This window comes from Thermus sp. LT1-2-5 (assembly GCF_040363165.1).
In the GTDB taxonomy this organism is placed as follows: Bacteria; Deinococcota; Deinococci; order Deinococcales; family Thermaceae; genus Thermus.
Genome location: NZ_BSRG01000003.1, coordinates 91807 through 117566, shown reverse-complemented (window position 1 = coordinate 117566; position 25760 = coordinate 91807). Strand labels below are relative to the sequence as shown.

Here is a 25760-nt window from a genome sequence, read left to right as displayed (position 1 = left end):
GCCTTCAGTTTAGACCCGGATGGTCACCCGGGCCCCGGTTTCAAAGAGGTGGATGGAGTCGATAAAGCGCACCACCCGGGTGGCGTGGCCCATGACGATGGAGTGGGTGCGGGCGCCCCCGCCGAAGAAGCGCACCCCTTCCAGGATGTCTCCGTCGGTGATGCCCGTGGCGGCGAAGACGATCTCCTGGCCGGGGGCCAGGTCTTCCGTGCGGTAGACCCGGTGCTCGTCCCCCCCCATGGCCCGAAGCCGCGCCCGCTCCTCCTCGTTCTGGGGCACGAAGCGGGCCTGGATCTCCCCGCCCAGGCACTTCAGGGCGGCGGCGGCCAAGACCCCTTCCGGGGCCCCGCCGATGCCCATGACCGCATGGACCCCCGTGCCCCGGATGGCGGCGGCCAGGGCGGCGATCACGTCCCCGTCGGAGATGAGCTTGACCCGGGCCCCCGCTTCCCGGATCTCCCGGATGAGCTTTTCGTGCCGGGGGCGGTCCAGAACCACGATGACCAGATCTTCCACGGAGCGCTGCAGGGCCAGGGCTAGGGCCTTCAGGTTGGCGGAAACCGGCCAGGTGAGGTCCACGAGCCCAGCAGCGGGCGGGGGGACGATGAGCTTTTCCATGTACATGTCCGGGGCGTGGAAAAGCCCGCCCTTTTCGCTTAAGGCGATCACGGTCACGGCGTTGGGCAGGCCCTTGGCGGCGGTGGTGGTGCCCTCCACCGGGTCCACGGCGATGTCCACCTCGAGGCCCCCCTGGCCCAACACCTCCCCGATGTAGAGCATGGGGGCCTCGTCCATCTCCCCCTCACCGATGACCACGGTGCCCCGGATGGGGAGCTCGTTTAGGACCCGGCGCATGGCCTCGGTGCCCGCCTCGTCCACCGCCTCCTTGTCGCCCTTGCCGGCGTAACGGCTCGCCGCCAAGGCGGCCTGCTCCGTCACCCGCACCACTTCCAGGACAAGCCGGCGCTCGATTTCCATGTTTCCATCATAAAGGGGCTAGCCCTGGGGGCGGTGCCGGGCCCAAAGGGTTTCCGAGAGCTCCTCCAGGCTCACCCCCTCCTCCGCCAGGGTGAGGAGGAGGTGGAACAGGAGGTCGGCGGCCTCGTGGCGGAGCTCCCCCTTATCGTGGTTCTTGGCGGCCAGGATCACCTCCCCCGCCTCCTCCGCCACCTTTTTGAGGATGCGGTCCAGGCCCCCCTGGTGCAGCCTCGCCACATAGCTTCCCTCGGGGAGCGTCCTTAGCCTCTCCTCAATGGTGGCGTAGACCCTTTCCAAAACCTCCCCGAGGCGGGGGGTGGCCCTTTCCTGGAGGAGGGGGCGGTGGAAGCAGCTTTGTTCCCCCGTGTGGCAGGCGGGGCCATGGGGGAGGACCTTGTAGACCACGGCGTCCCCGTCGCAGTCCAAGAGGACCTCCACCACCTCCTGGTGGTGCCCCGAGGTTTCCCCCTTGCGCCAAAGGGCCTGGCGGCTTCGGCTATAGAAGGTGCTCCGCCTCGTCCTTAGGGTTTCCTCTAGGGCCTCCCGGTTGGCGTAGGCCAGGGTAAGGACCTCCCCCGTGCGGGCGTCCTGCACCACCACCGGCACCAGGCCCCGCTCGTCAAAGCGCACGGCCGCTAGGTCCATGTTCCTAGTCTAGCCGTACCCTTACGCCCTTTTCCGCCAGGAAGCGCTTGAGCTCGGGGATGCGGATCTCGCCAAAGTGGAAGACGCTGGCGGCCAAGGCGGCTTCGGCCCCCGCCTGGAAGGCCTCGAGGAAGTGCTCCCTCCTTCCCGCCCCCCCGCTGGCGATCACGGGGACGTTCACCGCCTCCGCTACCCTCCGGGTGAGGGTTAGGTCGTAGCCCTCCTTGGTCCCGTCCCGGTCCATGCTGGTGAGGAGGATCTCCCCGGCCCCAAGCTCCGCCCCCTTCGCCGCCCACTCCACCGCATGGAGGCCCGTGGGCACCCTTCCCCCCGCCACGTAGACCTCGGGGAAATCCCCCCGCCACTTGGCGTCGATGGCCAGGACCACCGCCTGAGCGCCGAAGTGGTCTGCGAGCTCCTGGATGAGCTCGGGCCGCTTCACGGCGGCGGAGTTCACGCTCACCTTGTCCGCCCCCGCCAGGAGGAGCCTCCGGGCGTCCTCCAGGGAGCGCACCCCCCCGCCCACGGTGAGGGGGATGAAGACCCTCTCCGCCACCTGGGCCACCACCTCCAGGAGGATGGCCCGCTCCTCGTGGGTGGCGGAGATGTCCAGGAAGACGAGCTCGTCCGCCCCCGCCTGATCGTAGGCCTGGGCCGCCTCCAGGGGGTCCCCGGCGTCCTTGAGGTTCACGAAGTTCACCCCCTTGACCACGCGGCCGGCGTGGACGTCCAGGCAGGGGACGATGCGCTTGGCGAGGCTCATAGGGGAGGCTCGTGGCGGCGCTTTAGGCCTGCTTGGGCGGAAACCTCCTCCACGGGGAAGGGCCGCACCGCCATGGCCCCATTATAGGCCCCTTTTCCCTGGGCCTTCCCCGTGCTACCATCGGGGGAATGGAACGGGTGAACGTGGTGGGCGGGGGCCTTGCCGGGAGCGAGGCCGCCTGGACCTTGGCCCGGCTGGGCGTTCCCGTGCGGCTTTACGAGATGCGCCCCAAGCGCATGACCCCGGCCCACGCCACGGGGCTTTTGGCCGAGATCGTCTGCTCCAACTCCTTGGGCGGGGAGGGGATGGCCAACGCCAAGGGGCTTCTCCAGGCGGAGATGCACCGTGCGGGAAGCCTCGTCATGGAGGCGGCCTTCCGGGCCCGGGTCCCCGCCGGGGGCGCCTTGGCCGTGGACCGGGAGGAGTTTAGCGGCTATATCACGGAAAGGCTTTCCCGCCATCCCCTGGTGGAGGTGGTGCGGGAGGAGGTGGGGGAGATCCCCGAGGGGATCACGGTCCTGGCCACGGGGCCCCTGACCTCGGAGGCCTTGGCCGAGGCCCTGAAGCGCCGCTTCGGCGACCACTTCCTCTCCTACTACGACGCCGCAAGCCCCATCGTCCTTTACGAGAGCATCGACCTCTCCAAGTGCTTCCGCGCCGGGCGCTACGGCCAAAGCGCCGACTACCTCAACTGCCCCATGACGGAGGAGGAGTACCGCCGCTTCTACGAGGCCCTGGTGGTGGCGGAGAAGCACCTTCCCCACGAGTGGGAAAACCTGCAGTTCTTCGAGGCCTGCGTGCCGGTGGAGGAGCTGGCCCAGCGGGGCTACCAGACCCTCCTCTATGGCCCCCTAAAGCCCGTGGGCCTCGAGGACCCCCGCACCGGAAAGGAGCCCTTTGCCGTGGTGCAGCTCCGCCAGGAGGACAAGGCGGGGCGGCTTTGGAGCCTGGTGGGCTTCCAGACCGGGCTCAAGTGGCCGGAGCAGAAGCGCCTCATCCAGATGATCCCCGGCCTGGAAAACGCCGAGATCGTGCGCTACGGGGTGATGCACCGCAACACCTACCTAAACGCCCCCAGGCTCCTCCGGGAAACCCTGGAGTTCAAGGAGGCGGAGGGCCTCTTCGCCGCCGGGGTCCTGGCCGGGGTGGAGGGGTACTTGGAAAGCGCCGCCACGGGCTTCCTGGCGGGGCTCAACGCCGCAAGGCGCGCCCTGGGCCTTTCCCCCGTGGCCCCGCCCGAGGAAAGCCTCTTGGGGGGCTTGGTCCGCTACCTGGCCACCGCCAACCCCGAGGGCTTCCAGCCCATGTACGCCAACTGGGGCCTGGTGCCCCCCGTGGAGGGGCGCATGGGAAAGCGGGAGAAGCGGGAGGCCATGTACCAAAGGGGCCTCGCCGCCTTCGCCCTTTGGCTCGATGCCCTCACGCCCCCCTTGCCCGCTAAAGCCCCCGCATCCTGAGGGCCGCCTCCGCCACCTCCCGCTCGTTCCAGGGGAGGGCCTCCTGGCCCCTTTCCAGGGTGTGTTCGTGCCCCTTGCCCGCCAGGAGGACCGTGTCCCCCGCCTGGGCCTCGAGGACCGCCTGGAGGATGGCCTCCCTGCGGTCCGGCACGATGCGGAACCTCCCCCCTTCCCGCCGGGCCGCCTCCGCCAGGGCGCTAAGGATGGCCTCCAGGGGCTCCGTGCGGTGGTCCTCCTCGGTGAAGAAGGTGAGGTCGGCGAGGCGGGCCGCCACCTTGCCGATGTCCTCCCGCCGCCTCGGGTCCCTTTCCCCCGCCGCCCCCACCACCAGGAGGAGCCTGCCGGGGGTGGTGCGCCTGAGGGTCTTGAGCGCCTCCTCCAGGCTTTTCCCCGTGTGGGCGAAGTCGATCACCACCCGGAAGGGGGCCTTGCGCACCACCTCCATCCTGCCCGGCACCCCGGGAAAGGTGGAGAGGCCCGCTAGCGCTTCATCCAAGGAAATCCCAAAGTGGAGGGCCGCCGCCAGGGCCATGAGGGCGTTGTCCACGTTGTAGGCCCCAAGGAGGGGCAAGAAGGCCTCGCCCTGGCCCCAGGGGCTTTTGAGAAGAAAGCGAAGCCCCTCCCGTTCCTCCCTTACCTCCTCCGCCCACACCTCCCCCCCAGGGCCCACCAGGAGGTGGGGCCGCTTCCTAAGGGCCTCCAGGTGGGGCAGGCTCGTGTGGAGCACCGCCACCTCTGAGCGCTCCACCAGGAGGGCCTTGGCCCGGAAGTAGTTCTCCGCCGTGCCGTGGAGGTCCAGGTGGTCGTCGGGGTAGAAGCTCACGAAAAGCCCCACCCGGTAGGAGAGCCCTTCCACCCGCTTGAGGGCCAGGGCGTGGCTGGAAACCTCCAGCACCGCCGCCCTTAGCCCCCGGTCCGCCGCCTCCCTCAGGAAGCCATAGACCTCGGGGGCCTCTGGGGTGGTGAAGTGGCCTAGGGGAGGGCGCCTTTCCTCCCCCAGCCTCAGGCCCACGGTGGAGAGGAGCCCCGCCTTCACCCCCCCCGCCTGGAGGAGGTGGTGGAGGAGGCCGGCCGTGGTACTTTTGCCCTTGGAGCCGGTGACGCCAAAGAGGGCCAGGGCTGCCTCGGGCTCGCGGTAAAAGCGCCGGGCGAGGAGGGCGAGGGCCTGGCGGGCGTCCGCCACCCGTAGGTAGGGCACGGGCAGGGCGAGGTCCTTCTCCCCCACCACGGCGATGGCCCCCCGGGCCAGGGCCTCGGGGATGAAGGCGTGCCCGTCCAGGGGCTTGCGGTGGGGGAGGGGTACCCCGGGGACGGCCACGAAGACGAAGCCGGGGGCCACCCGCCTCGAGTCCAGGGTGATCCCCCGCACCGCCTGGGGCGGGGCTTCCAGGCCAAAGGGGGCGAAGAGCTCCTTCAGGGTCATGGCCGCAAGAGGGGGCGCAAGGCGGTAAGGAGGGCTTCCTTGGCCCTTTCGTCCTCCACGAAGTCCACCTGGTCCCCCTCCACCACGTAAATCGGCGAGAGGTCCCAGGAGGCGATGAGCTCCTCGTAGAGGCGGTTTAGGGCGAGGAGGTAGCCCTCGGGGATGTTCCGTTCAAAGGGGCGGCCCCGCTTGAGGATGCGGGCCCTCAGGGTGGGGAGGCTTGCCCGGAGGTAGATGAGGAGGTCAGGCTGGCGCAGGGCGGGGGCCACGCTGTGGAAAAGCTCCAGGTAGGTCTGCCAGTCCCGCTGGGAGAGGTGGCCTTCCCGGTAGAGGTTTTGCGCGAAGACGAAGGCGTCCTCGTAGAGGGTGCGGTCCTGGACCACGCCCCTTTGCCCGTTCACCTCCAGGAGGTGCTGCCGCACCCGCCTGGCCAGGAAAAAGACCTGGGAATGGAAGGCATAGGCCCCCATATCCCGGTAGAAGTCTTCCAGGTACGGGTTTTCGCTCACCGCCTCGTACACCGGCTTGAGCCCGAAGGTCTGGGCCAGGAGGGCGGTGAGGGAACTCTTACCGCTACCGATGTTGCCGGCGATGGCCACGTACATCCTAGACCCCTAGGGAAAGGTGGGCCTTCACCAACTCCACCACCTGGTTCCGGTCAGGGCCGCCCTCGGCGTAGTCCCACGCCTCCGCCTCGAGGACCAAAAGGGGGTGGGGGTAGCGGGCGAAGTGGCGCTCGTAGGCCTGGGAGAGGGCTTCTAGGTAGGCGGGGTCCATGCCTGCCTCGAAGGGCCGCCCCCGCTTCTGAATGCGCTCCAGGAGGACAGGGACCGGGGCCCTCAGGTAGACGGTGAGGTCGGGGGCGGGAAGCCTTGGGGAAAGCTCCCGGTAAAGCTCCAGGTAAAGGTCCCACTCGGGGCCTTCCAGGTTGAGGCTGGCGAAGATGGCGTCCTTGTCGAAGAGGTAGTCCGCCACCACCCCGCCGAAGAGGGGCCTTTCCTGGAGGCGGGAAAGCTGCCGATAGCGGGAAAGGAGGAAGAAGACCTGCGCCTTGAAGGCGTAGCGCTTGGGGTCTTGGTAGAAGAGGGGCAAGAAGGGGTTTTCCTCCACCACCTCCAAAAGGGGCTCCGCCCCCAGGGCCTCGGCCAGGAGCCGGGCCAGGGTGGTCTTGCCCACGCCGATGGGACCTTCAATGGCCACGTACACGCCTTACCTCCTGGGCCGGGCCACCAGGGTGAGGGTGGCCTCGAGGCGGCGCCCTTCCCGCCACAGGGTGAGGCGCACCCGGTCCCCCGGACGGTAGCGGGCGATGAGCCGCACCACCTCCGCCTTGTCCTTTACCGCTTTGCCGTTCACCGCCAGGATCACGTCCCCCAGGGCCACAAGCCTCCCCTGGGCGTCCCGCTGCGCCCCCCTTAGGCCGGCCCGGGCCGCTGGGCTTCCCGGCTCCACCCGGTCCACCATGGCCCCTTGGGTGGTGGTGAGGCCCACGGCGCGGAGGAGGACCGGGGGGAGCTCGTCCAGGCTCACCAGGCTGGCCCCGAGCCACCCCCGCTGGGGGATGCCGAAGCGCTCCAGGTCCTGGACGCTCTGGGCGGCCAGCTCCGCCGGGATGGCCACCCCAATCCCTCCCACCCCGGAAGGCCCCCCCACCACGTCCGCCACCACCCCCACCACCTCCCCTTGCAGGTTCAGGAGGGGGCTTCCCGAGTTCCCCACGGTGAGGGGGGCGTCGGTGAAGAGGTACTCCCCCACCTCGGCGCCCACGCTGGGGTCGGGGGTGGGGACCTCGAGGGGGCCCACCCCGGCCAGGATGCCGTAGGAGGCTAAGGGCCCCTGGCCGTAGGGGAAGCCCACCACCACCAATCCCATCCCCCAGGGGAGGCTGGCCGCTGGGGCCTTGCTGAAGGCAAGGACCCCCGGGGCCTGGACCCCTTTCACCGTGAGGAGGGCCAGGTCGATCCCCGGGTCCACGGCGAAGCGCTCCGCCGGGAAGGTGCGCCCGTCCGTGAGGCGCACGGTGAGGTCGGCCAGGTCCTGGACCACGTGGTAGTTGGTCACCACCCGGAAGGGGCTCACGAAGAAGCCCGTGCCCACCACCTGGTCTTCCCCGGGGGCGGTGGGGGTGCCCTGGATGCGCACCACCGCGGGCAGGGCCTTCTTGATCACCTGGCTGCGCGCCACCTCCTCGGGGGAGGTGAGGCGCTGCCCCAAGGCGACGAGGAGGAAGAGGGCCAGGAGGGCGAGGCGCATGGCCTTACATTACCTCGGGGGCGGGGATGCCGAGGAGGCCGAGGCCCGCCTGCAGGGTTTCCTGAAGGCGCAGGACCAGGCTGAGCCGGAGTTCCCGCAGGCCCTTGGGGGCGGTGAGGACGGGGGTGGCGGGCCTTTCCCCTTCCTTGGCGTTGTAGTAGGCGTTCCAGGCCGCCGCCAGGTCCAGGAGGTACTGGGCCAGGATGTGGGGGGTCTTCTCCTCCGCCGCCTCGAGGACCGCTTCCTCAAAGTCCAGGAGGCTTAGGGCCAGGGCCCGCTCGTAAGGGGTGGCCTGGGTGAGGTCCGGCTCGCCCCATTCCCCGGCCTTGCGCAGGATGCTGTGAGCCCGGGCATGGGCGTACTGCACGTAAGGCCCCGTGTCCCCGTCGAAGGAGAGGGCCTCCTGGTAGCGGAAATCGATCTGCTTCTTGGGCTCCGTCTTCACCATGGCGAAGCGGATGGCCCCCAGGGCCACCATCTGGGCCGCCTCCTCCTTGGCGGGGTGTTCGGGGTTTTTTTCGGCGACGATGGCTAAGGCCCGGCGCTGCGCCTCCTCCAGCACCTCGTCCACGCTCACGGCCACCCCCTTCCGCCCCGACATCTGCTTGCCCTCCAGGAGCACAGTCTCGTAGGCCAGGTGGAAGGCCCCTTGGGCGAGCTCGGGGTGGCCCACCAGGGCCAAGGCGGCCCGCACCAGGGCCTGGGGGTGGCTTTGCCGCACGTCGATGACGTTGATGGTTTCCCGGGCCCGGGGGGTGTAGGCCTCCCCCTCGGGGGCGCTGGTCTTTAGGCCGGGGTAGAAGGGGTTCTTGTAGGGGCGGAAGCGGAGGCCCTCCAAAAGCCCCATCTTCCAGAACTGGAAGGCGATGTCCTTGGCGTAGTAGGTGGCGGCGCCCCCGGAGCGCACCAGGACGAAGTAGGGGTCCTCCAGCCCCGGGATGAAGGGGCTTGCGTCCATGACCAGGGCCCCGGCGTACTTGCCCTCCTGCGGGCGGAAGACGTGGGGGCTCTGCTGCAAAAGGGCCAAGGCTTTCCCCAAAAGCCCCGCTTGCACGATGTCCGACTCCCAGACCAAAAGGTCGTAGTGGGCGTTTAGGGCGTGCATGGTGGCGAGCTGGGCCAGGAGGATGCGGTTCACCTCCTCCCTGAGCTCTCCCCGCTCCAGGGCGTGGAGGACCGCTTCGATCCCGGGCTGCAACCGCTCGTAGTCGGGGTCTTGGTGGAGGCGCACGTAGGCCTTGCCGGCGAAGTGGTCGTACTTCTCCTTCCCGTCCCAGGTGAGGCCGTAGTGCCTGAGGGCGAAGAGGGTTTCCGCCGCCTGGCGCCCGGTATCGTCGATGTAGTTGAGGACCAGGACCTCCCGCCCGGCGTAGGCCAGGATGCGGGCCAAAGCGTCCCCTAGGGCGATGTTCCGGAGGTGGCCCACGTGGAGCTCCTTGTTGGGGTTCACCGAGGTGTGCTCGATGAGCACCAGGCCTTCCCGCTTGGGGAAGGGCCTTTTCTCCTTTAGGGCCTCGGCCAGGAGGCTTTCCGTGCGCAGGCGGAAGTTCAAGTACCCCCCCACGGGGATGGCCTCCTCCACAAAGGGCGGAAGCCGAAGCCGCTCCTTTACCTCCTGGGCGATGGCCTGGGGGGGTTTTTTTAGCTCCTTGGCCAGGGCGAAGAGGGGGACCCCGTAGTCCCCGGGTTTGTCCTTGGGGGCCTTGGCCACCTTGGGCTTTAGCTCCAGGCCCATCTCCTTCAGGGCTTCGTGTATGGCCTCTTCCAGGGCGCGGCGCACCATCAGGGCTTCATCATAAGGGCTTTTCCCCTAAGGCGGCCTTGAGGGCCTCCGCCGCCTTGCGGTTCATCCCCGGCAGGCGGGCGAGCTCCTCTAGGGGGGCCTCCCTCAGGGCCTTAAGCCCCCCGTAGCGCTCCAGGAGGAGGCGCCGCCTCGTCTCCCCGATGCCGGGGATCCCCTCCAGCACCCGGAGAAGCTCCCGGCTCCGGTCCTTTTGGTGTTGCTTGAGGCCGTTGTGGTGGGCCTCGTCCCGCAGGTGGATGAGGAGCCTCAGGGCGGGGTGGGTGAGGGGAAGGCGGATCTCCCGCCCCTCAGGGGTGACGAGGACCTCCTCCTTCTTGGCTAGCCCCACCAGGGGAAGGCGAAGCCCCGCCCGCTCCAGGGCCCGTTGCGCCGCCCGCACCTGGCCTAAGCCCCCGTCGATGAGGAGGAGGTCGGGAAGGGGCATCTCCTTGAGGCTTCCCGTGTAGCGGCGGTACACCCCCTCCTCCATGGCGGCGTAGTCGTCGTTGCCCGCCTTTAGGCGCATGCGGCGGTACTCCAGACGCTTGGGCCTTCCCCCCTCGAAGACCGCCAGGGAGAAGACCCGGGCCTGGCCCTGGAGGTGGCTCACGTCGTAGGCTTCTATGCGGAAAGGGCGGGTGGGGAGGGCGAGGAGGTCCTGGAGGGCCTTGAGGGCGGGGTGGTCCCCCCGGCGCTCCCTAGCCTTGAGCTCGGTTTCCAGGGTCAGGCGGGCGTTTTTCTCGGCGAACTCCAGTAGCCTGGCCTTCCCCCCCCTTTGCGGCACCCTGAGCTCCACCCTGCGCCCGGCGCGGCGGCGGAGGAGGGCCTCCAGCCCGGAGAGGTCCTCGAGGGGAAAGGGGAGGAGGACCAGGGGGGGGAGGGGAGAGGCCTCGAGGTAGTGGTCCCGGAGGAAGGCCCAGAGGATCTCCTCCTCCGTGGCCTCCTCCTTCTCCACCACCCGGCTGATGCGGCCCAGGATCCGGCCGCTGCGCACCTGGAAAAGCTGCACCACCGCCAAGGCACCGGCCCGGGCCAGGCCCAGGAAGTCCAGGTCCCCAAGCTCGGGGTCGAAGGCCTGCTGGCTGGTAGCGAAGAAGGCCTTTAGGGCCTCTATCTGGTCCCGGAGCTCCGCTGCCCGCTCGAACTCCAGCCTTCGGGCGGCCTCCCGCATGCGGGCCTCCAGCTCCGCCAAAAGCCCGTCCACCCGGCCCTCCAGGACCGCCTCCACCTGCCGCACCACCTCCCGATAGGCCTCGGGGTCCGCCTTGCCCACGCAAGGGGCGAGGCAGCGGCCCATGCTGTGGTTCAGGCAGGGGAAGCGCCTGCGCTTCATGGGGTAGCCCGAGTTCTTGCGCAAGGGGAAGTGGCGGTCGATGAGGGTCTTGATGCGCCTCAGGGCCCCCGCCTCGGGGAAGGGCCCGTAGTACTTGGCCCCGTCCTCCTCCACCCGCCGCACCACCAGGAGGGTGGGGAAGGGCTCGTGGGTGAGCTTTAGGAAGGGGTAGTGCTTGTCGTCCTTGAGGAGGACGTTGTAGGGGGGGCGGTGGGCCTTGATGAGGTTCGCCTCCAAAAGGAGGGCCTCCACCTCGTCCCGGGCGGCGATGAAGTCCAGGGCCGTGGCCTCCTCGGCGATGCGCCTGGCCTTCCCCTCGGCGTGGAAGTAACTCCTCACCCGGGCCCTAAGGTTTTTGGCCTTCCCCACGTAGAGCACCTCTTCCCCCCGCTTCCAGAGGTAGACCCCGGGGGTTTCGGGCAGGGGGGGAAGCGCCTCGAGCCGCACAAGCCCCATTGTAGAGTGCCCTTATGGAGCCCGTGATGGTGGACGCCCACCTGGACCTGGCCTACAACGCCCGCTCCCTGGGGCGGGACCTCACCCTGCCCCTCGAGGCCCTCAGGGCGCAGGACCCCCACCCTGACACCCCCTTGGTGACCTTGGAAAGCCTCAAGGAGGCGGGGGTGGCGGTGGTCTTCGCCACCCTCTTCGCCGACCCCCGGGAGGGGGGAAGGGAGGACTGGCTGGAGGAGGTCTACGCCCAGCTGGCCCTCTACGAGGCGTGGGAGGGGCGGGGCCTGGTGCGGATCCTGCGGGAAGGGGAAGACCTAAGGGCCCACCTCGCCCGCTACCCGGAAGACGGGGTCTTGGGCCTGCTCCTCCTTTTAGAGGGGGCCCACGCTCTGGAGGCCCCGGAGGACCTAAAGCCCCTTCGGGAGCGGGGCCTTAGGCTCCTTTCCCTCACCTGGGCCACGCAAAACCCCTACGCCGGGGGGAATGCGGAGGAGGGCCCCCTCACGGAGAAGGGAAGGGCGCTCCTTAGGGAGATGGAGCGGCTTGGGGTGGCCCTGGACCTCTCCCACCTGGCGGAGGAGGCGGCCTGGGAAGCCCTGAGGGCCTTTTCGGGGCCGGTGTGCGCCACCCACGCCAACTGCCGTGCCCTGGTGCCCTCGCCCCGCCACCTCTCGGATGGTCTCCTGAGGGCCTTGAGGGAAAGGGGCGGGGTCTTGGGCCTCGTGCCCTACAACGCCTTTTTGGACCCCGCTTGGCGGCGGGGGATGGCGCGGCTTCCCCTCGAGGCCTTCCTCCGCCACAAGGCCCATGCGGAGGCGCTTTTGGGCCGGGAGGGCGTGGGCCTGGGCACGGATTGGGACGGGGGGTTCGGCCTTCAGGCCGTCCCCCTGGGCCTCGAGCGCCACCGGGACCTCAGGGCCCTGGGGGATGCGGCCTTTTTGGGGGGGAACTGGCTTTCCTGGCTAGCCCGCTGGCTTTAGGGGCACCACCGCCAGGGTGCAGCGGCTTGCGGCGATGAGGCGCTCCTCCTCGTCGTAGACCTTCACCTCCCAGACCTGGGTGGTGCGGCCCACGTGCAGGGGCCGGCCCACGGCCCGGATCACCCCCGCTTGCTTTTTGCGGATGTGGTTGCAGTTGATCTCCAACCCAAAGGCGGCGTACCCCGGAGGGCAGTGGAGAAAGCCCCCCACGCTGGCCACGCTTTCCGCCAGGGCCACCGTGGCCCCGCCGTGGAGGAAGCCGAAGGGCTGGTGGACCTTGGGGGTTACCTCCAGCTCCGCCACCACCTCCTCGGGGGTGAGCTTGAGGTAGCGCACCCCCAGGGTGCGGTCTAGGGTCTCCCCTTGCAAGAAGGCGGGAAGCTCCATGGCCTGGAGTATAAAGGGGGTTGTGGGCGCGATACGGGTCTTCCCCGGGCTTCTTGCCCCCCCGGCGGGGCTGGATTTCCTCCTGGACCTTCCTTCCGAGGAGGGGCTCCACCTGGTGGCCTTCGCCGAGGGTGCCCTGGAAGCCCTGAAGACGGCCTTTCGAGAGGGGGCGAGAAGCCTCGTCCTCCTTTCCCCCATCCTCCGCAAGGACGCCCTCCTCGCCGCCAAGCTAAAGGCCCTTCGCTTCGGCCTGGAGCGGGGGGGGATTGCGGGTTTTGCCACCATTGGGCGGGCGCTTTTCTTCGGGCCAGGGGCGGCGGGGAGCGAGGAGATCTTTGCGGTCTGGCAGGGGAGCCTGAGCGAGGAGAGGGTTCGAGCCTGGCTTGAGGGATTGGAGGGGCTTGGGGACGAGCGCCGCTGGCTCAGGGGCACCGAGGCCCGGGTGCTGGTGGTCCAAGGGGCCCTGGACGCCTTCACCCCGCCCCACCACGGGCACGAGGCGGCGGACTTCGCCAAGGGGGAGGCCTTGCGCTTCAGCGTGGAGGGGGCGGGCCACTTCGCGCCCTGGGAGGCATGGGAAGAGGTGCGCTCCTTGGTGGCGGACTTCCTCCTGGGGGAAAGCTTCCGCCCCCTGCCGGGAGGACTGGCCCTGTGAGGCGGACGGGCTACCTTCACCTTTACGGCCTCAACCTGGTCTTCGACCGGGTGGGGAGGGGGGCTCCCGTGGTCCTCTTGGCCGAGGAGGCCACCCGCTGGCCGGAAGCCCTGCCCCTCGGGTACACCTTCTACCTCCTGGACCTTCCCGGCCACGGGCGCACAGGGGGCCCCGCCATGGACCCTGAGGCGCTGGCGGAGTACGTGGTGGGTTTCGTGGTCCTGCTCAACCTGGGTTCGCCCCCTATCCTCACCCGGGGCCTGGGGGAGGCGGTGGGACGGGTGCTGGCCGAGCGGGGCTACCGGGTGCTCCCCGGGGGTAATTTAATAGAAGCCTTGTCAAGAGGGTTTAGCCTATGATAGATTGGCGCTGGGAGGTAACCCTATGAGGAAGCTTTTAGGCGCTTTGGTGGTGGCGCTGGGTTTGGCCTCGGCCCAGTTTTCCGTGGAAACCCTGAAGCCCTCCGTGGCCTTGGTGGGCGGTACCCAGGGGTTTGGGGTGGAGCTCTCCTGGCACTGCCTCCTCTTCCAGCCCCCGGTGGGGGAGGTGCGGCCCGCTTTGGACGTGGCCTACACGGTAAGCGGTTCTTGGAACGGCGCTTTCCTCTTCCGCTACCTCTATCCCCTGGCGGAGGGGCTCAACGCTGGGGTGGGCCTGGGGGCGGTCTTCCCCGGGTTTAGGAGCGCCCAGTTCTACTTCCGCGCCGACGCCGAGTACGACCTGAAGGGGGCCTTGGGCGCTCCCCTTTTCCTGGGCGGGGATGTGGGGCTTGCCGGAGGTGCCTTGGCGGCCCAGATGAAGCTCGGCTACCGCTTCTAAAGGGGCGGGTCTTCCCGGGGGGGAGAAGGCTCCTCCCCCGCTTCTTCGTACTCGGGGGCGTCCACCTCTACCTTCATCACCTCCCGGAGAAGGCTTGTGGCGTAGCTCCCCTTGGGGAGGAAGAAGGATAGCCATAGGCCCTCCGGGCTCTCCTCGAGGCTCCACTCGGCGAGGGGTACCCGGATGGGCCGCCTTGTCCCCCGGCGGGCCCAGAAGTCCTCCCGCCGCAGGCCGAAGCGGGCGAGGATCTCCTCCTCCAGGGCCCGGGCCTCCCCTTGGGCCTCGGGATACTTCTTGCCGAAGAGGGGCCCGGTGGCGCTGATCTCTAGCCTGAGGGCCCGTTCCGCCTCCTCCGGCCGTTCCACCAAAAACTCCCCGCCCGTGGCGTGCTTCTTGGCCCAATCCCCGGGGATCACCCGGTCGTAGAGGCCCCGTTCCATCCTCAGGGCCACCCACTCGTTGAAGAGGAGGCTTTGTAGGCTACCGATGAGGAAGCGCTTGAGCCAGGGGCTTCCCCGCCCCTTGCCCCGCTTTACCAGCTCGTAGCCCCTCACCGGGTTGAGCCCGCCCAGGCCGAAGCGCTGGGGCCCGTAGTAGTTGGGGACCCCCTTTTCTTGGAGCACCCGCAGGACGGCCTCCGCCCTTTCCCTTCCTTGGGCCCCCCGGATGAGGATCCTAAAGCGGTTTCCCTTGAGGTGCCCGGTGCGGAGCTTGTTGGTGTGCAGGTCAGCGGCCAGGAGCCTCACCCCCTTCAGGTTTTCCAAGAGGCAAAGGGCGTCTTCGTACTTCCTGGGGATGGAAAACCACTGCCGGGTGCGGGCGCGCTTGTCCTTTAGCCCCGCCACCCCGATGGCCTTTTCCGGCACCCCCACCTCGTCCCGCAGGAACTCCAAGACCTCCCGGGTGGTGCGGCCTTCCTTTTCCAAAAGAAGGTAAAGGTGCTCCCCTTCCCCCTGGGGCAGGTAGGCGGGCACCTCCTCCACCTGGAAGTCGTGGGGCTCCCCCCGGATGGCCCCGCCCACCCCGGGGAGGTCCTGGGTGAGGAAGGGGTAGCGCTCGGGCCGATAGACGAGGTCCATCCCTCTATTCTTGCCTAGGGAAGGGCCTTTAGCCAAGCCTCCAGGACCCCAAACCCGTAGCGGAAGAAGTCCTCGGAGGCGAGCTCCACCCCGGCCTGCCTGAGGATCTCCTTGGGGCTTGCGCTTTCCCCGGCCTTCAGGACCTCCAGGTACTTGGGCACGAAGGCTTCCCCCTCCTCCTGGTAGCGGCCGTAGAGGGCGAGGACCACCAGGTACCCCAGGGCGTAGCTGTAGGTGTAGAAGCGGTAGTGGACGAAGTGGGGAATGCCGGCCCAGGCCGCCTGGTCTAACTCCGTCCAGGCCACGGCCTCGCCGTAAAGCCTTTCTTGCTCCTTTTGCCAGAAGCCGTGGAAGGCCTCGGGGGAAAGGGCGGCTTCCTGGCGGGCCAGGAGGCTTTTCTGTTCAAAGAAGGTGTACATCACCTGGCGGAAGAGGGTGTTGATGGCGTCCTCCACCCGCTCGGCCAAAAGGAGGGTCCGCTCCTCCCCGGAAAGCCTTTCCATGAGGAGGTCGTCCAGGAGGAGCTCGGCGAAGACGCTGGCGGTTTCCGCCAAGGGGGTGGAGGCCCCGAAGTTGAGGAGGCGCTGCTTCCGGGCCAGGTAGAAGTGGACCCCGTGCCCAAGTTCGTGGGCTAGGGTGTGGGCGCTATCCAGGTCGTCCGTGTGGTTGAGGAGCACGTAGGGATGGGTGGAGGGAAGCCCCCCGGAGCAAAAGGCCCCGCCCCGCTTGCCGGGCCTGGGGTAGACGTCGATCCAGCGCCTTTCGAAGAACTCCCGGGCGATGGCCTCGACCTCGGGGGAGAAGCGGCGGAAGGCTTCCAGGACCAGGGCCTTTGCCTCGGCAAAGGGCACCTTAGGCTTCTTGCCCAGGGGGGCGAGGAGGTCTTGGCTTGGGGTCTTCTCCTGGCCCAACTGCTGGGCCTTCCAGCGGTAGTAGCGCTCCACCAGGGAGTAGTGGGCCTCGGTGGCGGCGAGGAGGGCTTCGATGTCCCGTACCTCCACCTCGTCCCTTAGGGCCACGGGCTCCAGGGGGTGGCGGTAGCCCCTGAGCTTTAGGTCCTGGAGGTAATCCAGGTAGACCGCGTTGAAAACGGCGCTTAGGGTAGGGGCCTCGGCCATGAGCTTGCCGTAGAGCTCCCGGTGGGCCTCCCGCCGCACCTCAGGGTCGGGGTCGCGGCGGAGGGCCCGCACCTCCATCTCCGTGAGCTCCCTGCCCTTTACCCGGAAGCGGAAGCGGCCTGTGTACTCCGTGTAGAACTGGCTCCAGGCGCTTCTTCCCACCAGGCCCTTGAGGTTTAGGAGCTCCTCCTCCCGCTCGGAGAGGGTGTGGGGGGCGTAGGCCCGCTCCCTTTCCAGGAAGTGGCGGAGGTCGGCGAGGCTTGGGTGGGTCAGGAGGGTCTGGAAGGCCTCCTCAGGAAGCCGCCTTAGGGCCACCTCGAGGGGTACGAGGCGGTTTCTTACCTCGGTGAAGCGGTTCCGCACCCGGTCTAACAGGGCCTTGGCCGTGGGGTCTTGGGTGCGGGTGGCGAAGTAGAGGCTGGCGAAGTTGAGGGGCTTGTAGGCCTTTTCCATGGCCGCCTCGTAGCGGCGGAAGAGATCTTGAGCCTTTTCGGGCAGGAGGAGGTCCTCGGGGTTTAGGCCTTCAGCTAGGGCGAGGGCGGCCTCGAGGTCCTCTTCCAAGGCAACATCTTCAGGCCCAGCGTAAAGGTCAGAAAGGTCCCATTCCACAAGGTCCAGTATAGGGTCCCCCTAGTAGGGCAAGGGCCAGGTACGGAAGTAGTTGCGTATTCGGCCCCACAAGCCCACCAAGCCCAAGGGTTCCAGGATGAGGAAGAGGAGGATGAGGAGGCCAAAGGCCACGTTGCGCCAGGCGGCCAAGGTGGCGGCGTACTCTGGCCCCAAGGCCCCCACGAAGCTGTTCAGCACCTCGGGGATGAGGAGGACGAAGAAGGCTCCTAACACCGCCCCCAGAACCGTGCCCGCCCCGCCCACGATGACCATGGCCAGGTACTGGATGCTCACGCTCAAGGGAAAGTACTCCGGGGTCACCGCCTTGTAGAGCTGGGCCAAAAGCCCCCCGGCCACCCCAGCGTAGAAGGCGGAAAGGGCGAAGGCCAAAAGCTTGACCCGGGTGAGGTCCACCCCCGCCACCCGGGCGGAGAGGTCGTTGTCCCGCACGGCGTTGAAGGCCCGCCCGGCTCGGGTCATGAGGAGGCGCTTGCCATAGAAGAAGAGGGGGAGGGCGAAGAGGAGGACCAAGTACCAAAGCCTTTCCGGGGTGTCCAGGTTTAGGCCCAAGACCTGGGGTGGGGGCAGGGTCCGGCCCCGGATGCCCCCGGTCACCGCCTCCCAGTTCTTGAACACGTAGTCCGCCAGGAACTGGAAGGCCAGGGTGGCGATGGCCAGATACACCCCTTTGATGCGCAGGGAAGGAAGGGCGAGGATCAGGCCCAAGAGGGCGGCGAGGAGGCCGCCCAGGAGGATGCCTAAAGGGGCCAAGGGCCCAAAGAGGTGGCTTGCGGCGTAGGCCCCGACTCCCATGAAGGCGGCGTGGCCCAAGGAGATCTGCCCCGCCCCGCCCACCAAGAGGTGAAGGCCCAAGGCGGAAAGGGCCCCGATGGCCACCAGGGTGGCCACGTACATGGGGTAGGGCCCCAGGAGGAAGGGGAGCAGGAGGAGCAAAAGGAGGAAGGCCCCAAGGGCAAGCCGCCCCAAAGGCGTGCTGGCGTAGGCCTCGTCCTCCCGGTAGGTTTCCCGCACCGCCCGGGCGAAGCGGCGGCTAAAGGCGTCGGTGAGGCGTTTGGATAGGGCGTACACCTTAGACCTCCTGCACCTCGAGGACCGCTTCCAGCCGCCCCTCGCCCTCGAGGTAGCGGATGGGAAGGCTCACCTCCACCCGTCCCCCCTCCCCATAGAGGGCTTGGATGACGGGGGCGTAGCGGTTTTCCACCACCTGGCGGCGCACCTTGCGGGTGCGGGTGATCTCCTCGTCGTCGGGGTGGAGTTCCTTGGGCAAAATGGCGAAGCGCTGGATGCGGAGCTTTTCCGGCAGGGTCTTGTTCACCATGCGGATCTCCTCGGCGATGAGGGCCCGCACCTCAGGGCGCTCCGTGAGGGAGAGGTAGGTGGTGAAGGGGATGCCCCGCCTGCGGGCCCAGTTTTGCACGTTCTCGGGGTCTAGCTCCACCAAGGCGGTCACGAAGGGCTTCCCGTGGCCCAAGACCACGGCCTCGCGGATGTAGGGGGAGTACTTCAGGCGGTTTTCCAGGAACTGCGGGGCGAAACGGGTGCCGTCCGCCAAGGCGCCCACCTCCTTCACCCGCCCCAGGATCACCAGGTGGCCCCGCTCGTCAAAGAAGCCGGCGTCCCCGGTGCGGAAGAAGCCGTCTTGGGTGAAGCTTTCCCGGGTAGCCTCCTCCTGCTTGAAATAGCCCAAAAAGACCTGCGGCCCCCGCACCTGGATCTCCCCCTCCGGGCTTATGCGCACCTCCGTGCCCGGCAAGGGGGGGCCCACGGTTTCCGGGGGGGCATCCCTTCTTGGATGGGCGGTGGTGGCGGCGGCGGTTTCCGACTGGCCGTAGACCTGGCGGATGTCCAGGCCTAGGGCCCGGAAGAAGGTGAAGACCTCGTTCCCCAAGGGCGCCCCTCCGGTGACGGCGATGCGGCAGGCGGCGAGGCCAAGCCGCGCCCTAAGGGGCCTCGCCACCAAGGGATAGAAGAGGGCCCGCTTGAGGTTGAGCCAAAGGCCCACGGGCTCGCCCCGGAACTCCCGGCTCGCCCCTTCCAGCAACGCGCCCATCCCTACCCGGTAAACAAAGGCCTTTAGGAAGTCGGCGTCCTGCATCCGGCTTTGGATTAGGCTCGCCATGTCCTCCCAAAGCCGGGGAGGGGCCAGGAAGAAGTCGGGCTGCACCTCCTTGAGGTCTTCCCGCAGGGTGGTGGGGTCCTCAGGGAAGTGGACCGTGGAGCCTTCCACCAGGCCCTGGACCACGGTAAGCATCTGCTCCCCGATCCAGGGAAGCGGCAGGTAGCTAAAGACCCAGGCCCCCTTCTGGAAACCCAGGGCCTGGCCCACGGCCTCGTGGCCGGCCAGGAGGTTGCGGTGGGAGAGCATGGCGAGCTTGCTCCGCCCCGTGGTGCCCGAGGTGGGGGCTAGGAGGGCCACCTCCTCGGGCCGGCGCCTTTTGACCGCCTCCTCTCCCAGGGGCCTGTCGCCAAAGGCTTGGCTAAAGCGGCGCACTTTGCCGCGGAAGTGGCGGCTCATGCCCGCTTCCTCCCACACCAGGACAAAGTCCACCAGGTGCAGGTGGGGGTAGACCTTGTCCAGCTGCTCCTCGTCGGACACCACGATGCCCTTGGCCCCGGTGAACTGCAAGAAGTAGCCCACCTCCTCGGGCATGGCGTCGGCGTAGATGCCCATGGGCAAAGCGCCCAGGGCCTGGGCGGCGAGCTCCGCCTCCACCCATTCCGGGGCGTTGTGCCCCAGGATGGCGAGCACCTCGCCTTCCCGTAGCCCTAGGGCGTGGAGCCCCCCCGCCAAGCTCAAGACCTTCTCCCAAAGCTCCCGCCAGGAGGTCTTCTGCCAGACCCCAAGCCGCTTCACCCTCAGGGCCGGGGCCTCGGGGCGCTCCTGGGCGTGGCGGTACAGGTGTGCTAAGAGGGTTCCTTCCATGGCGCATTAGGCATGGCCCAAGTAGGCCTCCACCACCTTGGGTTCTTGGCGCACCCCTTCCGGGGGGCCGTAGTAGAGCACCTCACCGTAGGAGAGGACCAAGACCCGGTCGGAAAGCTCCAGCACGGCCCTCAGGTCGTGTTCCACCCAAAGGAGGGTGACGCCCCACTCCTCCCGGGCGTCCAGGAGGAAGCGGGCCAGGTCCTGCTTTTCCTCCAGGGCAAGCCCCGCCATGGGCTCGTCCAGGAGGAGGAGCTTGGGGCGGCCCGCCAGGGCCCGGGCCACCTCCACCCGCTTCTGGAGTCCGTAAGGGAGCATCCCCGCCGGGGCGTGGCGGAAGGGGGCGAGGTGCAGGTAGTCCAACACCTCCTCCGCCCAGGCCCGAAGCCGCCACTCCCGCTCCGCCTGGGGCAGGCCCAAGGGGTAGGTGGCCAGGGCCAGCTCCGCGCCCAGCTTCACGTTGTCTAGCACGCTCATGCCCCGGAAGATCTCCAGTCCCTGGAAGGTGCGCCCCAAGCCCATGCGGGCCCGGGTCTGGGGGCTTTTCCCCTTCAGGCTTTGCCCGAGGAAGACCACTTCTCCTCTTTCCGGCTCATACACCCCGGAAAGAACGTTTAGGAGGGTGGTCTTTCCCGCCCCGTTGGGGCCGATGACGGCGAAGAACTCCCCTTCGTTCACAGCGAACTCCACCCCGGCCAGGGCCTTGACGCCTTTGAAGGAAAGGTGCAGGTTTTTGGCCTCGAGGATCACCCCCATCACACCCACCTCTTCCGCCTGCGGTAGCGGCGGGCTTGGCGAAAGCCCACCTCCTCCTTGCCCAGGTAGAACTCCATCACGTCCTGGTCTTCCTTGGCATCCTTGGCGTTCCCTTCAAAGACCACCCGGCCCCGCTCCAATACATAGACGCGATCCACGATGCTTAGGGCGGCCCGGGCGTTTTGCTCTACCAGCAGGAGGCTTAGCCCCTTTTCGCGCCGGAGGGTGTCCAGGATGGCCATCACCTCCTCCACCAACTTAGGGGCGAGGCCCAAGGAAGGCTCGTCCACCACCAGGAGTTGGGGGCGGGTCAGGAGGGCCATGCCCAGAAGGAGCATCTGCTGCTCTCCTCCGGAGAGGTAGCCCGCCTGCTCGTGGCGGCGCTCGTAAAGGCGGGGAAAGCGGGCGAAGACCTCCTCCATCCCTTCCTTGAGCTCCTTGGGGCTCAGGCGGTGGCCCGCCGCCACCAGGTTTTCCACCGGGGTGAGGTAGCGGAAGAGGGGCCTTCCTTCCAGAACCGCAGTGAGGCCCATGCGGGAAAGGCGCACGGGGTCCAGGTGGGTGGTGTCCTGGCCGAGGAAGCGGATGTGCCCGTCCAGCACCCGCCCCTCAAACTTGGGGAGTAGCCCGGCCACGGCCCGCACCAAGGAGCTTTTCCCAGCCCCGTTGGGGCCCAAGAGGGCTACCGCCTCCTTTGTCCCCACCTCCAGGGAAACCCCGTCTAGGGCCAGGATTACCCCGCGGTACACCACCTTGAGGTTCTCCACGGACAGCATCACACCCTCTCTATCTGCCGCTCGCCCAACAGTCCATAGGGCCGAACGAGGAGGACGAAAAGCACCACCAAAAAGGGCAAGGCCTCGGTGAAGCCGGGGAGGAAGGGCTCCAGGTAGCGTTGGGAAAGGGCTTCCAACACCCCGAGCAAAAACCCAGCCAAAAGCGCCCCGCCCACGGAGTCCAGTCCCCCCAGGATGGCCACGGGGAAGACCTTCATGCCGAAGAAGACCAGGTTATGCCCCACCCCGCTCGCCACCGCCAAAAGCGCCCCCGCCAAGGTGGCCAAAAGGGCGGAAACCCCCCAGACCCCGGCCAGGACCCGGGCGGTGGGGATGCCCAGGGCCAAGGCGGCCACCTCCCGCTCGGAGATGGCCCGCACCAAGACGCCGTACTTGCTCCGCCTTAGAAGCCACAGGAGGCCAAGGCCCAAGGGGAGGGCTAGAAGGAGGTTCCACACCGCCCGGGAAGAAACGAAGACCTCCCCCACTTGGAAGCCCAGGTTGGGGAGGCTTCCCGAGAGGTACTTGAGGTCCGGCCCCCACAGGAGCTGCACCCCGCCGTCCAAGGTAGCCGCCAGGCCGATGGTGGCCATGATCACCGCCACCACGTTCCGGCCCAAGAGGGGCCGCACGAAGCCCCGTTCCACCAACACGCCGAAGAGGAAGGCGAAGGGCAAGGCGGCTAGGATGGCGAGCCCTAGGGGCAGGAAAAGGGCGAAGGTGTAGGTGAGGTAAGCCCCCACCAGGAGAAACTCCCCGATGGCGAAGTTGACCACGCTGGTGGCCCGGTAGACCAAGACGAACCCCAAGGCTAAAAGGCCGTAGAGGGCGCCGTTGGCTAGGCCGCCGATGAGGTAAGGCAGGAGGTCGGACACGAATCCTCCAAGAAGGCGGGCCAAAAAGGGTGCGGGGCCTTTAGGCCAGCTTGATCCAGTCGGTGATGGCGTTGAAGCGGCCGTCCTTGGCGCTCGCCCGGTAGAGCTTGGTGTAGGGCAGGCGGTGGTTCACAAACTGGTAGCTCCGCTGCAGGCCCAAGCCATTGTAGTCCCCAAGCTTTTCCAGGTACTCCACCACCCCGGCCCGGGTGAGCTTCCCCGCCCCCGCTGCCCGGCGCATGGCCTCCGCCACCGCCAGGGCTACGGCCAGGCTACCCATGTAGTAGGTGGGGCGGTAAGAGGTGTCCCGCCCCTTGCGCTGGCGGAACTTGCGCATTTCCTCCACCGCGGGCACCAGGGTGTCGTACCAGTAGGCGTTGTGGTAGGTGACGGTGAACCCCTCTGCCGCCGGGCCCGCCCGTTGGATGAGGGCGAGCTCCGCCGAGTAGTAGGTGCCCATGAAGCGGGCCTGCAGGCCCTGCTCCCGGGCGGTGCGCAGAATGAGGGGCTCCACAGAAAGGGCGTAGCCTTGGAGGATCACGTAGTCGGGGTTGGACCGGCGCAGGTTCAGGACCACGGGGGTGGCGTCGGTGAAGGCGGCGGGGGTCACTTCCTCGTGCACGACTTCCATGCCCAAGGCTTTGGCCCGCTCCTTCACGTAGGGGATGGGGTCGCGCCCGAACTCCGTGTTGGAGTAGACCAGGGCGATGCGGGCTCGGGCCTTCTCCAGGCGGATTTGGCGCAAAAGGGCCTCCATCATGTCGTTGTAGGTGGGGCCGAAGACGAAGATGGTGGGGTAGGTTTTGGGGTCGGCCAGCTCGTTGGCGAAGCTGGTGGCGGAGTAGGGGAGGCCTAGGCGGGCGATCTCGGGAGCCAAGGCCTTGGACAGCCCAGTAGAGTCCCCGTAGACAAAAAGGAGCTCCTCGGGCCGTTCCCGGGAGAGGACGCGGTTGAAGGCGGCGGTGCCCTTGGCCACGTCGTAGCCCGTGTCCTCCACGATAAGTTCCAGCCTACGGCCGCCGATGCCCCCCAGGATCTCGTTCACGTAGTCCACCCCGTCTACGAAACCTTCCCGCCCGGCGTTGCCGGCGAAGGCGAAGGGCCCCGTGAGGGGCAAGAGGGTGGCGAGCTTCACCGGTCTAGCCTGGGCCAAGGCGATGTAGGGCATGCCCAAGGCCAACAAGGAACCCACGCCGACTTTCCGCAAAAACTCCCTGCGCTTCATGTTCGCCTCCTTCCCGCTTTGCTTGCGGTCAACATAACACGCACCGTAAACCACGTCAACCGAGGCGTTTTCGTCCTAGGATGGGAGCATGCGCTGGCACGGGGTCTACCGCCGCCACGTTTTGGCGCCCCATTACCGCTTCGCCCGGGAGCATCTGGTGCCCCACTTCTTTGACGCCCTCACCGCTTACGCCCTAGAGCTCGCCCGCCTGGGGGTACCCAAGGCCAAGGAGGCGGTGGCGGCGTTGCGGGAGCTTCGCACCTTGCCCCTGCCCAGCTTCACCGGGGAGGTGGAGGACGTCTTCTTTTCCATCCAGCTCCAGCTGGCCGAGCACTGGGGAGAGGAGGTGGCGGGGGCGGTGCGCCGCGGGCTTTCCCGCAACGACCTGGACCTCACCGTGTTCCGCGCCTACTTGCGGGACCAGGTCATCGCCCTTTTGGGCGATTTTTGGCGGCTACGGCGCGCCCTTCTTCGCCTGGCGGAGGTTCACTTTGGCGTGCCCCTCGTGCTGGCCACCCATCACCAGCCGGCCCAGCCCTCCACCCTGGACCACTACCTCCTTGGGGTGGAGGCGCTCTTGGAGCGGGATTACCGGAGGCTCATCCACGCCCTTTCTACCCTGGACCGCTCCCCCTTGGGGGCAAGCGCCTTGGCGGGAAGCCCTTACCCGGTGGACCGCGCCCGCCTGGCGGCCCTTTTGGGCTTCCAGGGACCGGTGGAGCACACCCTGGACGCCGTGGCTGCCGGGGACTACGCCCTGGAGCTCGCCTTCGCCCTGGCGGGCATGGGGACAAGCCTCTCCCGCTTCCTCACCGACCTCTTGGCCTGGGCGGCCCGGGGGGCCTTTGTGGTGGGGGAAAGCCTGGCCCAGGGGTCCAGCTTCATGCCGCAGAAGCGCAACCCCGTGGTGCTGGAGCACGCCCGCATCCGGGCCGGGAACCTGGTGGGCGGGGCGGGGGTTTTGGCCCATCTCAACCACAACACCCCCTTCACCGACCTCAACGACCACTCCACGGGGGCCTTGGAGCCCTTGGCCGCCCTTTTGGCCGAGGGGGAGGCGGCCTTGGAGCTCACCCGGGTGGCCCTGGAGGAGAGCCGTTTCGCCCCGGACCTTCTCCTCGAGGCCCTCTCCCCCGAGGTCTTGGCCTCGGAAGTGGTGGACCTTTTGGTGCGCAAAGGAGTGCCCCTCCCCGAGGCCTACCGCCGGGTACAGGGGGCCCTACCGGGGGTGCGGCCGGAGCTCTTGGGTGTGGAGCAGGAAGAGCTAGTGGCCTGGATGAACCTGCCTGCCTTCTTCGGCCGGCGCGAGGTCTTGGGGGGCGTAGGCCCGGGGGCGCGGGAGCGGGCGCTCAAGGAGGCCAAGAGGCGCCTTAAAGAGGACCGAAAGGCCCTAGCTGCCCTGAGGGCCCGGGTGCGCTTGGCCCGTAGGCACCTCCTCTTGGAGCACCCGGAGGGTCAAGAAGGCTTGCAGGGTCTTGGGGAGGAGGGCGAGGTAGAAGGCGAGCAGGAGGAGCAGAAGCCCTGACGCCAGCCAGAGGAAAAGGAGGCTATCGAGGCCTTCCGCCAAAGCCCGGGTGGCCAGGGTGAAGGCGGCCAAGGGAAAGACCAGGCTCCAAAGGCCAGGACCGAAGGGAAGCGGCTTTTTCTCCCGCAAGAAGGTTTCCCCCATCAAGGCTAGGGCAAGCACCAACCACCAGCCCCCAAGCCCCCAAAGGGTGGCTCCCAGGAGGTAGAGGCCCTCGAGGTTCCCCCCGTAAAGCCCTGCTGCCCGGGCCCCTTCCAGGAGGCTTAAGGGGGCGAGGATTCCTACCCCCACGGGAGCAAGACCGATGAAAAGGCTCGGCGTGAGCTCGGGAGCTGGGCGCTCGTGGACGTAGAGGCGGCTAAAAAGGGTGGCTCCTACCCAGAGAAAGAGGACATACCCTAGGCCCAGAAACATGAGCATCCAGTACAACGCTTCCAGCTTCCAGGGGCCTAGGAGGGGCAGGAGGGGTCCCCCGGTAAGGGGCACCACCAGGGTGGAAACGGGGGGGATAAACCAGGTGCCGTTGGCGGCCTCAAAGGGAAGGCGCATTCGGGTGAAGACCAAATACCCTAGGAGAAGGCTGGTGAGGAGGACAAGGGGCGCCCCCGTGAGGAAAAGACCCAAGGCTAGCGTTGTGAGCCCTGCCACCTTGAGGCTTGCCAGGGAGAATAGGAGGAAGGCTAAGGGAAATGTGGCGTAGAGCTGGGAAAGGAGGGGGTGGTGGAGTTCCCGCCACACCTGGTTCGGGTGGCGGAGGAGCTTGGCCAAGAAGAAGCCCAGGCTGAGGGCGAAGAGCAGGGCCGTGAGGCCGTAGGCCAAAACCCCAAGGCTCCAGGCTTCGAACCGGGCCAGGACCAAGGCCACTCCGCTTCCCCCCATGACCGCTGCGAACCAACCCGGGTGGAAAAGGCGTGCGCTCATACC

Annotated in this window: 24 protein-coding genes and 1 pseudogene; 6 read left to right on the top strand and 19 right to left on the bottom strand. The window is 67.9% G+C overall.

Translation table 11 applies throughout. From position 1 onward, the window contains the following. Positions 1-9 precede the first annotated feature (9 nt). From glpX to hisF, 3 genes are read right to left on the bottom strand one after another with little or no spacing between them, the layout of a single operon-like run. The gene (glpX, locus tag ABXG85_RS04325; protein ID WP_353512501.1) at positions 10-978 is read right to left on the bottom strand and encodes a class II fructose-bisphosphatase; all 969 of its coding nucleotides are present in this window, start codon (positions 976-978) and stop codon (positions 10-12) included. Positions 979-996: 18 nt separating this feature from the next. Then, complete coding sequence (gene hisIE / locus ABXG85_RS04320) at positions 997-1623, bottom strand: bifunctional phosphoribosyl-AMP cyclohydrolase/phosphoribosyl-ATP diphosphatase HisIE (RefSeq protein WP_353512500.1); 627 nt, start codon at positions 1621-1623, stop codon at positions 997-999. Between the two features lie 4 nt (positions 1624-1627). Next, positions 1628-2386, bottom strand: a complete 759-nt coding sequence (gene hisF / locus ABXG85_RS04315; protein WP_353512499.1) for an imidazole glycerol phosphate synthase subunit HisF — start codon at positions 2384-2386, stop codon at positions 1628-1630. A gap of 128 nt (positions 2387-2514) precedes the next feature. On the opposite strand from hisF, the gene trmFO reads away from it, so the two are divergent. Beyond that, positions 2515-3843, top strand: coding sequence for a methylenetetrahydrofolate--tRNA-(uracil(54)-C(5))-methyltransferase (FADH(2)-oxidizing) TrmFO (gene trmFO, locus ABXG85_RS04310; RefSeq protein ID WP_353512498.1), 1329 nt, complete (start codon positions 2515-2517; stop codon positions 3841-3843). On the opposite strand, the gene ABXG85_RS04305 is transcribed toward trmFO, so the two are convergent. Genes ABXG85_RS04305 through uvrC form a run of 6 tightly spaced genes read right to left on the bottom strand, consistent with a single transcriptional unit; the run spans position 3824 to position 11091 of the window. After that, positions 3824-5266, bottom strand: coding sequence for a Mur ligase family protein (locus ABXG85_RS04305; RefSeq protein ID WP_353512497.1), 1443 nt, complete (start codon positions 5264-5266; stop codon positions 3824-3826). The two genes, trmFO and ABXG85_RS04305, sit on opposite strands and share 20 nt — an antisense overlap. Next, positions 5263-5871, bottom strand: coding sequence for a deoxynucleoside kinase (locus ABXG85_RS04300; protein ID WP_353512496.1), 609 nt, complete (start codon positions 5869-5871; stop codon positions 5263-5265). The genes ABXG85_RS04305 and ABXG85_RS04300 overlap by 4 nt, the downstream gene beginning before the upstream one ends. A gap of 1 nt (position 5872) precedes the next feature. Continuing rightward, complete coding sequence (locus ABXG85_RS04295; protein ID WP_353512495.1) at positions 5873-6472, bottom strand: deoxynucleoside kinase; 600 nt, start codon at positions 6470-6472, stop codon at positions 5873-5875. 3 nt (positions 6473-6475) lie between these two features. Beyond that, positions 6476-7519 (bottom strand): S1C family serine protease, encoded by a 1044-nt coding sequence (locus ABXG85_RS04290; RefSeq protein WP_353512494.1) that lies wholly within the window; start codon positions 7517-7519, stop codon positions 6476-6478. Positions 7520-7523: 4 nt separating this feature from the next. After that, a complete protein-coding gene (locus ABXG85_RS04285) occupies positions 7524-9302 on the bottom strand; it encodes an arginine--tRNA ligase (RefSeq protein ID WP_353512493.1) in 1779 nt (592 codons plus the stop codon). A 10-nt stretch (positions 9303-9312) separates the two neighbouring features. Further along, on the bottom strand, positions 9313-11091 hold the full coding sequence (gene uvrC / locus ABXG85_RS04280) for an excinuclease ABC subunit UvrC (protein ID WP_353512492.1): 1779 nt from the start codon (positions 11089-11091) through the stop codon (positions 9313-9315). Positions 11092-11105: 14 nt separating this feature from the next. On the opposite strand from uvrC, the gene ABXG85_RS04275 reads away from it, so the two are divergent. Next, positions 11106-12068: a dipeptidase gene (locus ABXG85_RS04275; protein ID WP_353512491.1), complete on the top strand. Its 963-nt coding sequence runs from the start codon at positions 11106-11108 to the stop codon at positions 12066-12068. Here ABXG85_RS04275 and ABXG85_RS04270 read toward each other — a convergent pair. After that, positions 12051-12455: a PaaI family thioesterase gene (locus tag ABXG85_RS04270; protein WP_353512490.1), complete on the bottom strand. Its 405-nt coding sequence runs from the start codon at positions 12453-12455 to the stop codon at positions 12051-12053. The genes ABXG85_RS04275 and ABXG85_RS04270 overlap by 18 nt on opposite strands. Before the next feature lie 22 nt (positions 12456-12477). Between ABXG85_RS04270 and ABXG85_RS04265 the strand changes: the two genes are divergently transcribed. The 3 genes from ABXG85_RS04265 to ABXG85_RS04255 are packed head-to-tail and all read left to right on the top strand — an operon-like array spanning position 12478 to position 13929. Then, a complete protein-coding gene (locus ABXG85_RS04265) occupies positions 12478-13110 on the top strand; it encodes an alpha/beta fold hydrolase (RefSeq protein ID WP_353512489.1) in 633 nt (210 codons plus the stop codon). Continuing rightward, positions 13107-13469: an alpha/beta fold hydrolase gene (locus ABXG85_RS04260; protein WP_353512488.1), complete on the top strand. Its 363-nt coding sequence runs from the start codon at positions 13107-13109 to the stop codon at positions 13467-13469. The genes ABXG85_RS04265 and ABXG85_RS04260 overlap by 4 nt, the downstream gene beginning before the upstream one ends. Before the next feature lie 25 nt (positions 13470-13494). Beyond that, positions 13495-13929 (top strand): hypothetical protein, encoded by a 435-nt coding sequence (locus ABXG85_RS04255; RefSeq protein WP_353512487.1) that lies wholly within the window; start codon positions 13495-13497, stop codon positions 13927-13929. Here the strand turns inward: ABXG85_RS04255 and truD are convergent. Genes truD through ABXG85_RS04215 form a run of 8 tightly spaced genes read right to left on the bottom strand, consistent with a single transcriptional unit; the run spans position 13926 to position 23311 of the window. Next, complete coding sequence (gene truD / locus ABXG85_RS04250) at positions 13926-15008, bottom strand: tRNA pseudouridine(13) synthase TruD (protein WP_353512486.1); 1083 nt, start codon at positions 15006-15008, stop codon at positions 13926-13928. The genes ABXG85_RS04255 and truD overlap by 4 nt on opposite strands. Positions 15009-15022: 14 nt before the next feature. After that, a complete protein-coding gene (locus tag ABXG85_RS04245) occupies positions 15023-16735 on the bottom strand; it encodes a M3 family oligoendopeptidase (protein ID WP_353512485.1) in 1713 nt (570 codons plus the stop codon). Positions 16736-16756: 21 nt separating this feature from the next. Continuing rightward, a complete protein-coding gene (locus ABXG85_RS04240) occupies positions 16757-17824 on the bottom strand; it encodes a branched-chain amino acid ABC transporter permease (RefSeq protein ID WP_353512484.1) in 1068 nt (355 codons plus the stop codon). A gap of 1 nt (position 17825) precedes the next feature. Continuing rightward, positions 17826-19679, bottom strand: coding sequence for an AMP-binding protein (locus ABXG85_RS04235; RefSeq protein ID WP_353512483.1), 1854 nt, complete (start codon positions 19677-19679; stop codon positions 17826-17828). Between the two features lie 6 nt (positions 19680-19685). Further along, positions 19686-20435 (bottom strand): ABC transporter ATP-binding protein, encoded by a 750-nt coding sequence (locus ABXG85_RS04230; protein WP_353512482.1) that lies wholly within the window; start codon positions 20433-20435, stop codon positions 19686-19688. Continuing rightward, positions 20435-21211: an ABC transporter ATP-binding protein gene (locus ABXG85_RS04225; RefSeq protein ID WP_353512481.1), complete on the bottom strand. Its 777-nt coding sequence runs from the start codon at positions 21209-21211 to the stop codon at positions 20435-20437. Before ABXG85_RS04225 ends, ABXG85_RS04230 begins: the two co-directional genes overlap by 1 nt. Continuing rightward, positions 21211-22086: a branched-chain amino acid ABC transporter permease gene (locus ABXG85_RS04220; RefSeq protein ID WP_353512480.1), complete on the bottom strand. Its 876-nt coding sequence runs from the start codon at positions 22084-22086 to the stop codon at positions 21211-21213. The genes ABXG85_RS04225 and ABXG85_RS04220 overlap by 1 nt, the downstream gene beginning before the upstream one ends. Positions 22087-22126: 40 nt before the next feature. Then, positions 22127-23311, bottom strand: a complete 1185-nt coding sequence (locus ABXG85_RS04215; RefSeq protein ID WP_353512479.1) for an ABC transporter substrate-binding protein — start codon at positions 23309-23311, stop codon at positions 22127-22129. A gap of 88 nt (positions 23312-23399) precedes the next feature. Between ABXG85_RS04215 and ABXG85_RS04210 the strand changes: the two genes are divergently transcribed. Further along, positions 23400-24836 carry a lyase family protein gene (locus ABXG85_RS04210; protein ID WP_353512478.1) on the top strand — a complete coding sequence of 479 codons (1437 nt, stop codon included), beginning with the start codon at positions 23400-23402 and terminating at the stop codon, positions 24834-24836. A 6-nt stretch (positions 24837-24842) separates the two neighbouring features. Here ABXG85_RS04210 and ABXG85_RS04205 read toward each other — a convergent pair. Next, positions 24843-25715: pseudogene (locus ABXG85_RS04205) on the bottom strand (SLAC1 family transporter); the annotation flags it as partial. Positions 25716-25760: the final 45 nt, after the last annotated feature.

Bases quoted from the DNA above. Each gene is read 5' to 3' on its own strand.
- glpX (WP_353512501.1), bottom strand. From the start codon at position 978: ATGGAAATCGAGCGCCGGCTTGTCCTGGAAGTGGTGCGGGTGACGGAG.
- hisIE (WP_353512500.1), bottom strand. From the start codon at position 1,623: ATGGACCTAGCGGCCGTGCGCTTTGACGAGCGGGGCCTGGTGCCGGTG.
- hisF (WP_353512499.1), bottom strand. From the start codon at position 2,386: ATGAGCCTCGCCAAGCGCATCGTCCCCTGCCTGGACGTCCACGCCGGC.
- trmFO (WP_353512498.1), top strand. From the start codon at position 2,515: ATGGAACGGGTGAACGTGGTGGGCGGGGGCCTTGCCGGGAGCGAGGCC.
- ABXG85_RS04305 (WP_353512497.1), bottom strand. From the start codon at position 5,266: ATGACCCTGAAGGAGCTCTTCGCCCCCTTTGGCCTGGAAGCCCCGCCC.
- ABXG85_RS04300 (WP_353512496.1), bottom strand. From the start codon at position 5,871: ATGTACGTGGCCATCGCCGGCAACATCGGTAGCGGTAAGAGTTCCCTC.
- ABXG85_RS04290 (WP_353512494.1), bottom strand. From the start codon at position 7,519: ATGCGCCTCGCCCTCCTGGCCCTCTTCCTCCTCGTCGCCTTGGGGCAG.
- ABXG85_RS04285 (WP_353512493.1), bottom strand. From the start codon at position 9,302: ATGGTGCGCCGCGCCCTGGAAGAGGCCATACACGAAGCCCTGAAGGAG.
- uvrC (WP_353512492.1), bottom strand. From the start codon at position 11,091: ATGGGGCTTGTGCGGCTCGAGGCGCTTCCCCCCCTGCCCGAAACCCCC.
- ABXG85_RS04275 (WP_353512491.1), top strand. From the start codon at position 11,106: ATGGAGCCCGTGATGGTGGACGCCCACCTGGACCTGGCCTACAACGCC.
- ABXG85_RS04270 (WP_353512490.1), bottom strand. From the start codon at position 12,455: ATGGAGCTTCCCGCCTTCTTGCAAGGGGAGACCCTAGACCGCACCCTG.
- ABXG85_RS04255 (WP_353512487.1), top strand. From the start codon at position 13,495: ATGAGGAAGCTTTTAGGCGCTTTGGTGGTGGCGCTGGGTTTGGCCTCG.
- truD (WP_353512486.1), bottom strand. From the start codon at position 15,008: ATGGACCTCGTCTATCGGCCCGAGCGCTACCCCTTCCTCACCCAGGAC.
- ABXG85_RS04235 (WP_353512483.1), bottom strand. From the start codon at position 19,679: ATGGAAGGAACCCTCTTAGCACACCTGTACCGCCACGCCCAGGAGCGC.
- ABXG85_RS04230 (WP_353512482.1), bottom strand. From the start codon at position 20,435: ATGGGGGTGATCCTCGAGGCCAAAAACCTGCACCTTTCCTTCAAAGGC.
- ABXG85_RS04225 (WP_353512481.1), bottom strand. From the start codon at position 21,211: ATGCTGTCCGTGGAGAACCTCAAGGTGGTGTACCGCGGGGTAATCCTG.
- ABXG85_RS04215 (WP_353512479.1), bottom strand. From the start codon at position 23,311: ATGAAGCGCAGGGAGTTTTTGCGGAAAGTCGGCGTGGGTTCCTTGTTG.
- ABXG85_RS04210 (WP_353512478.1), top strand. From the start codon at position 23,400: ATGCGCTGGCACGGGGTCTACCGCCGCCACGTTTTGGCGCCCCATTAC.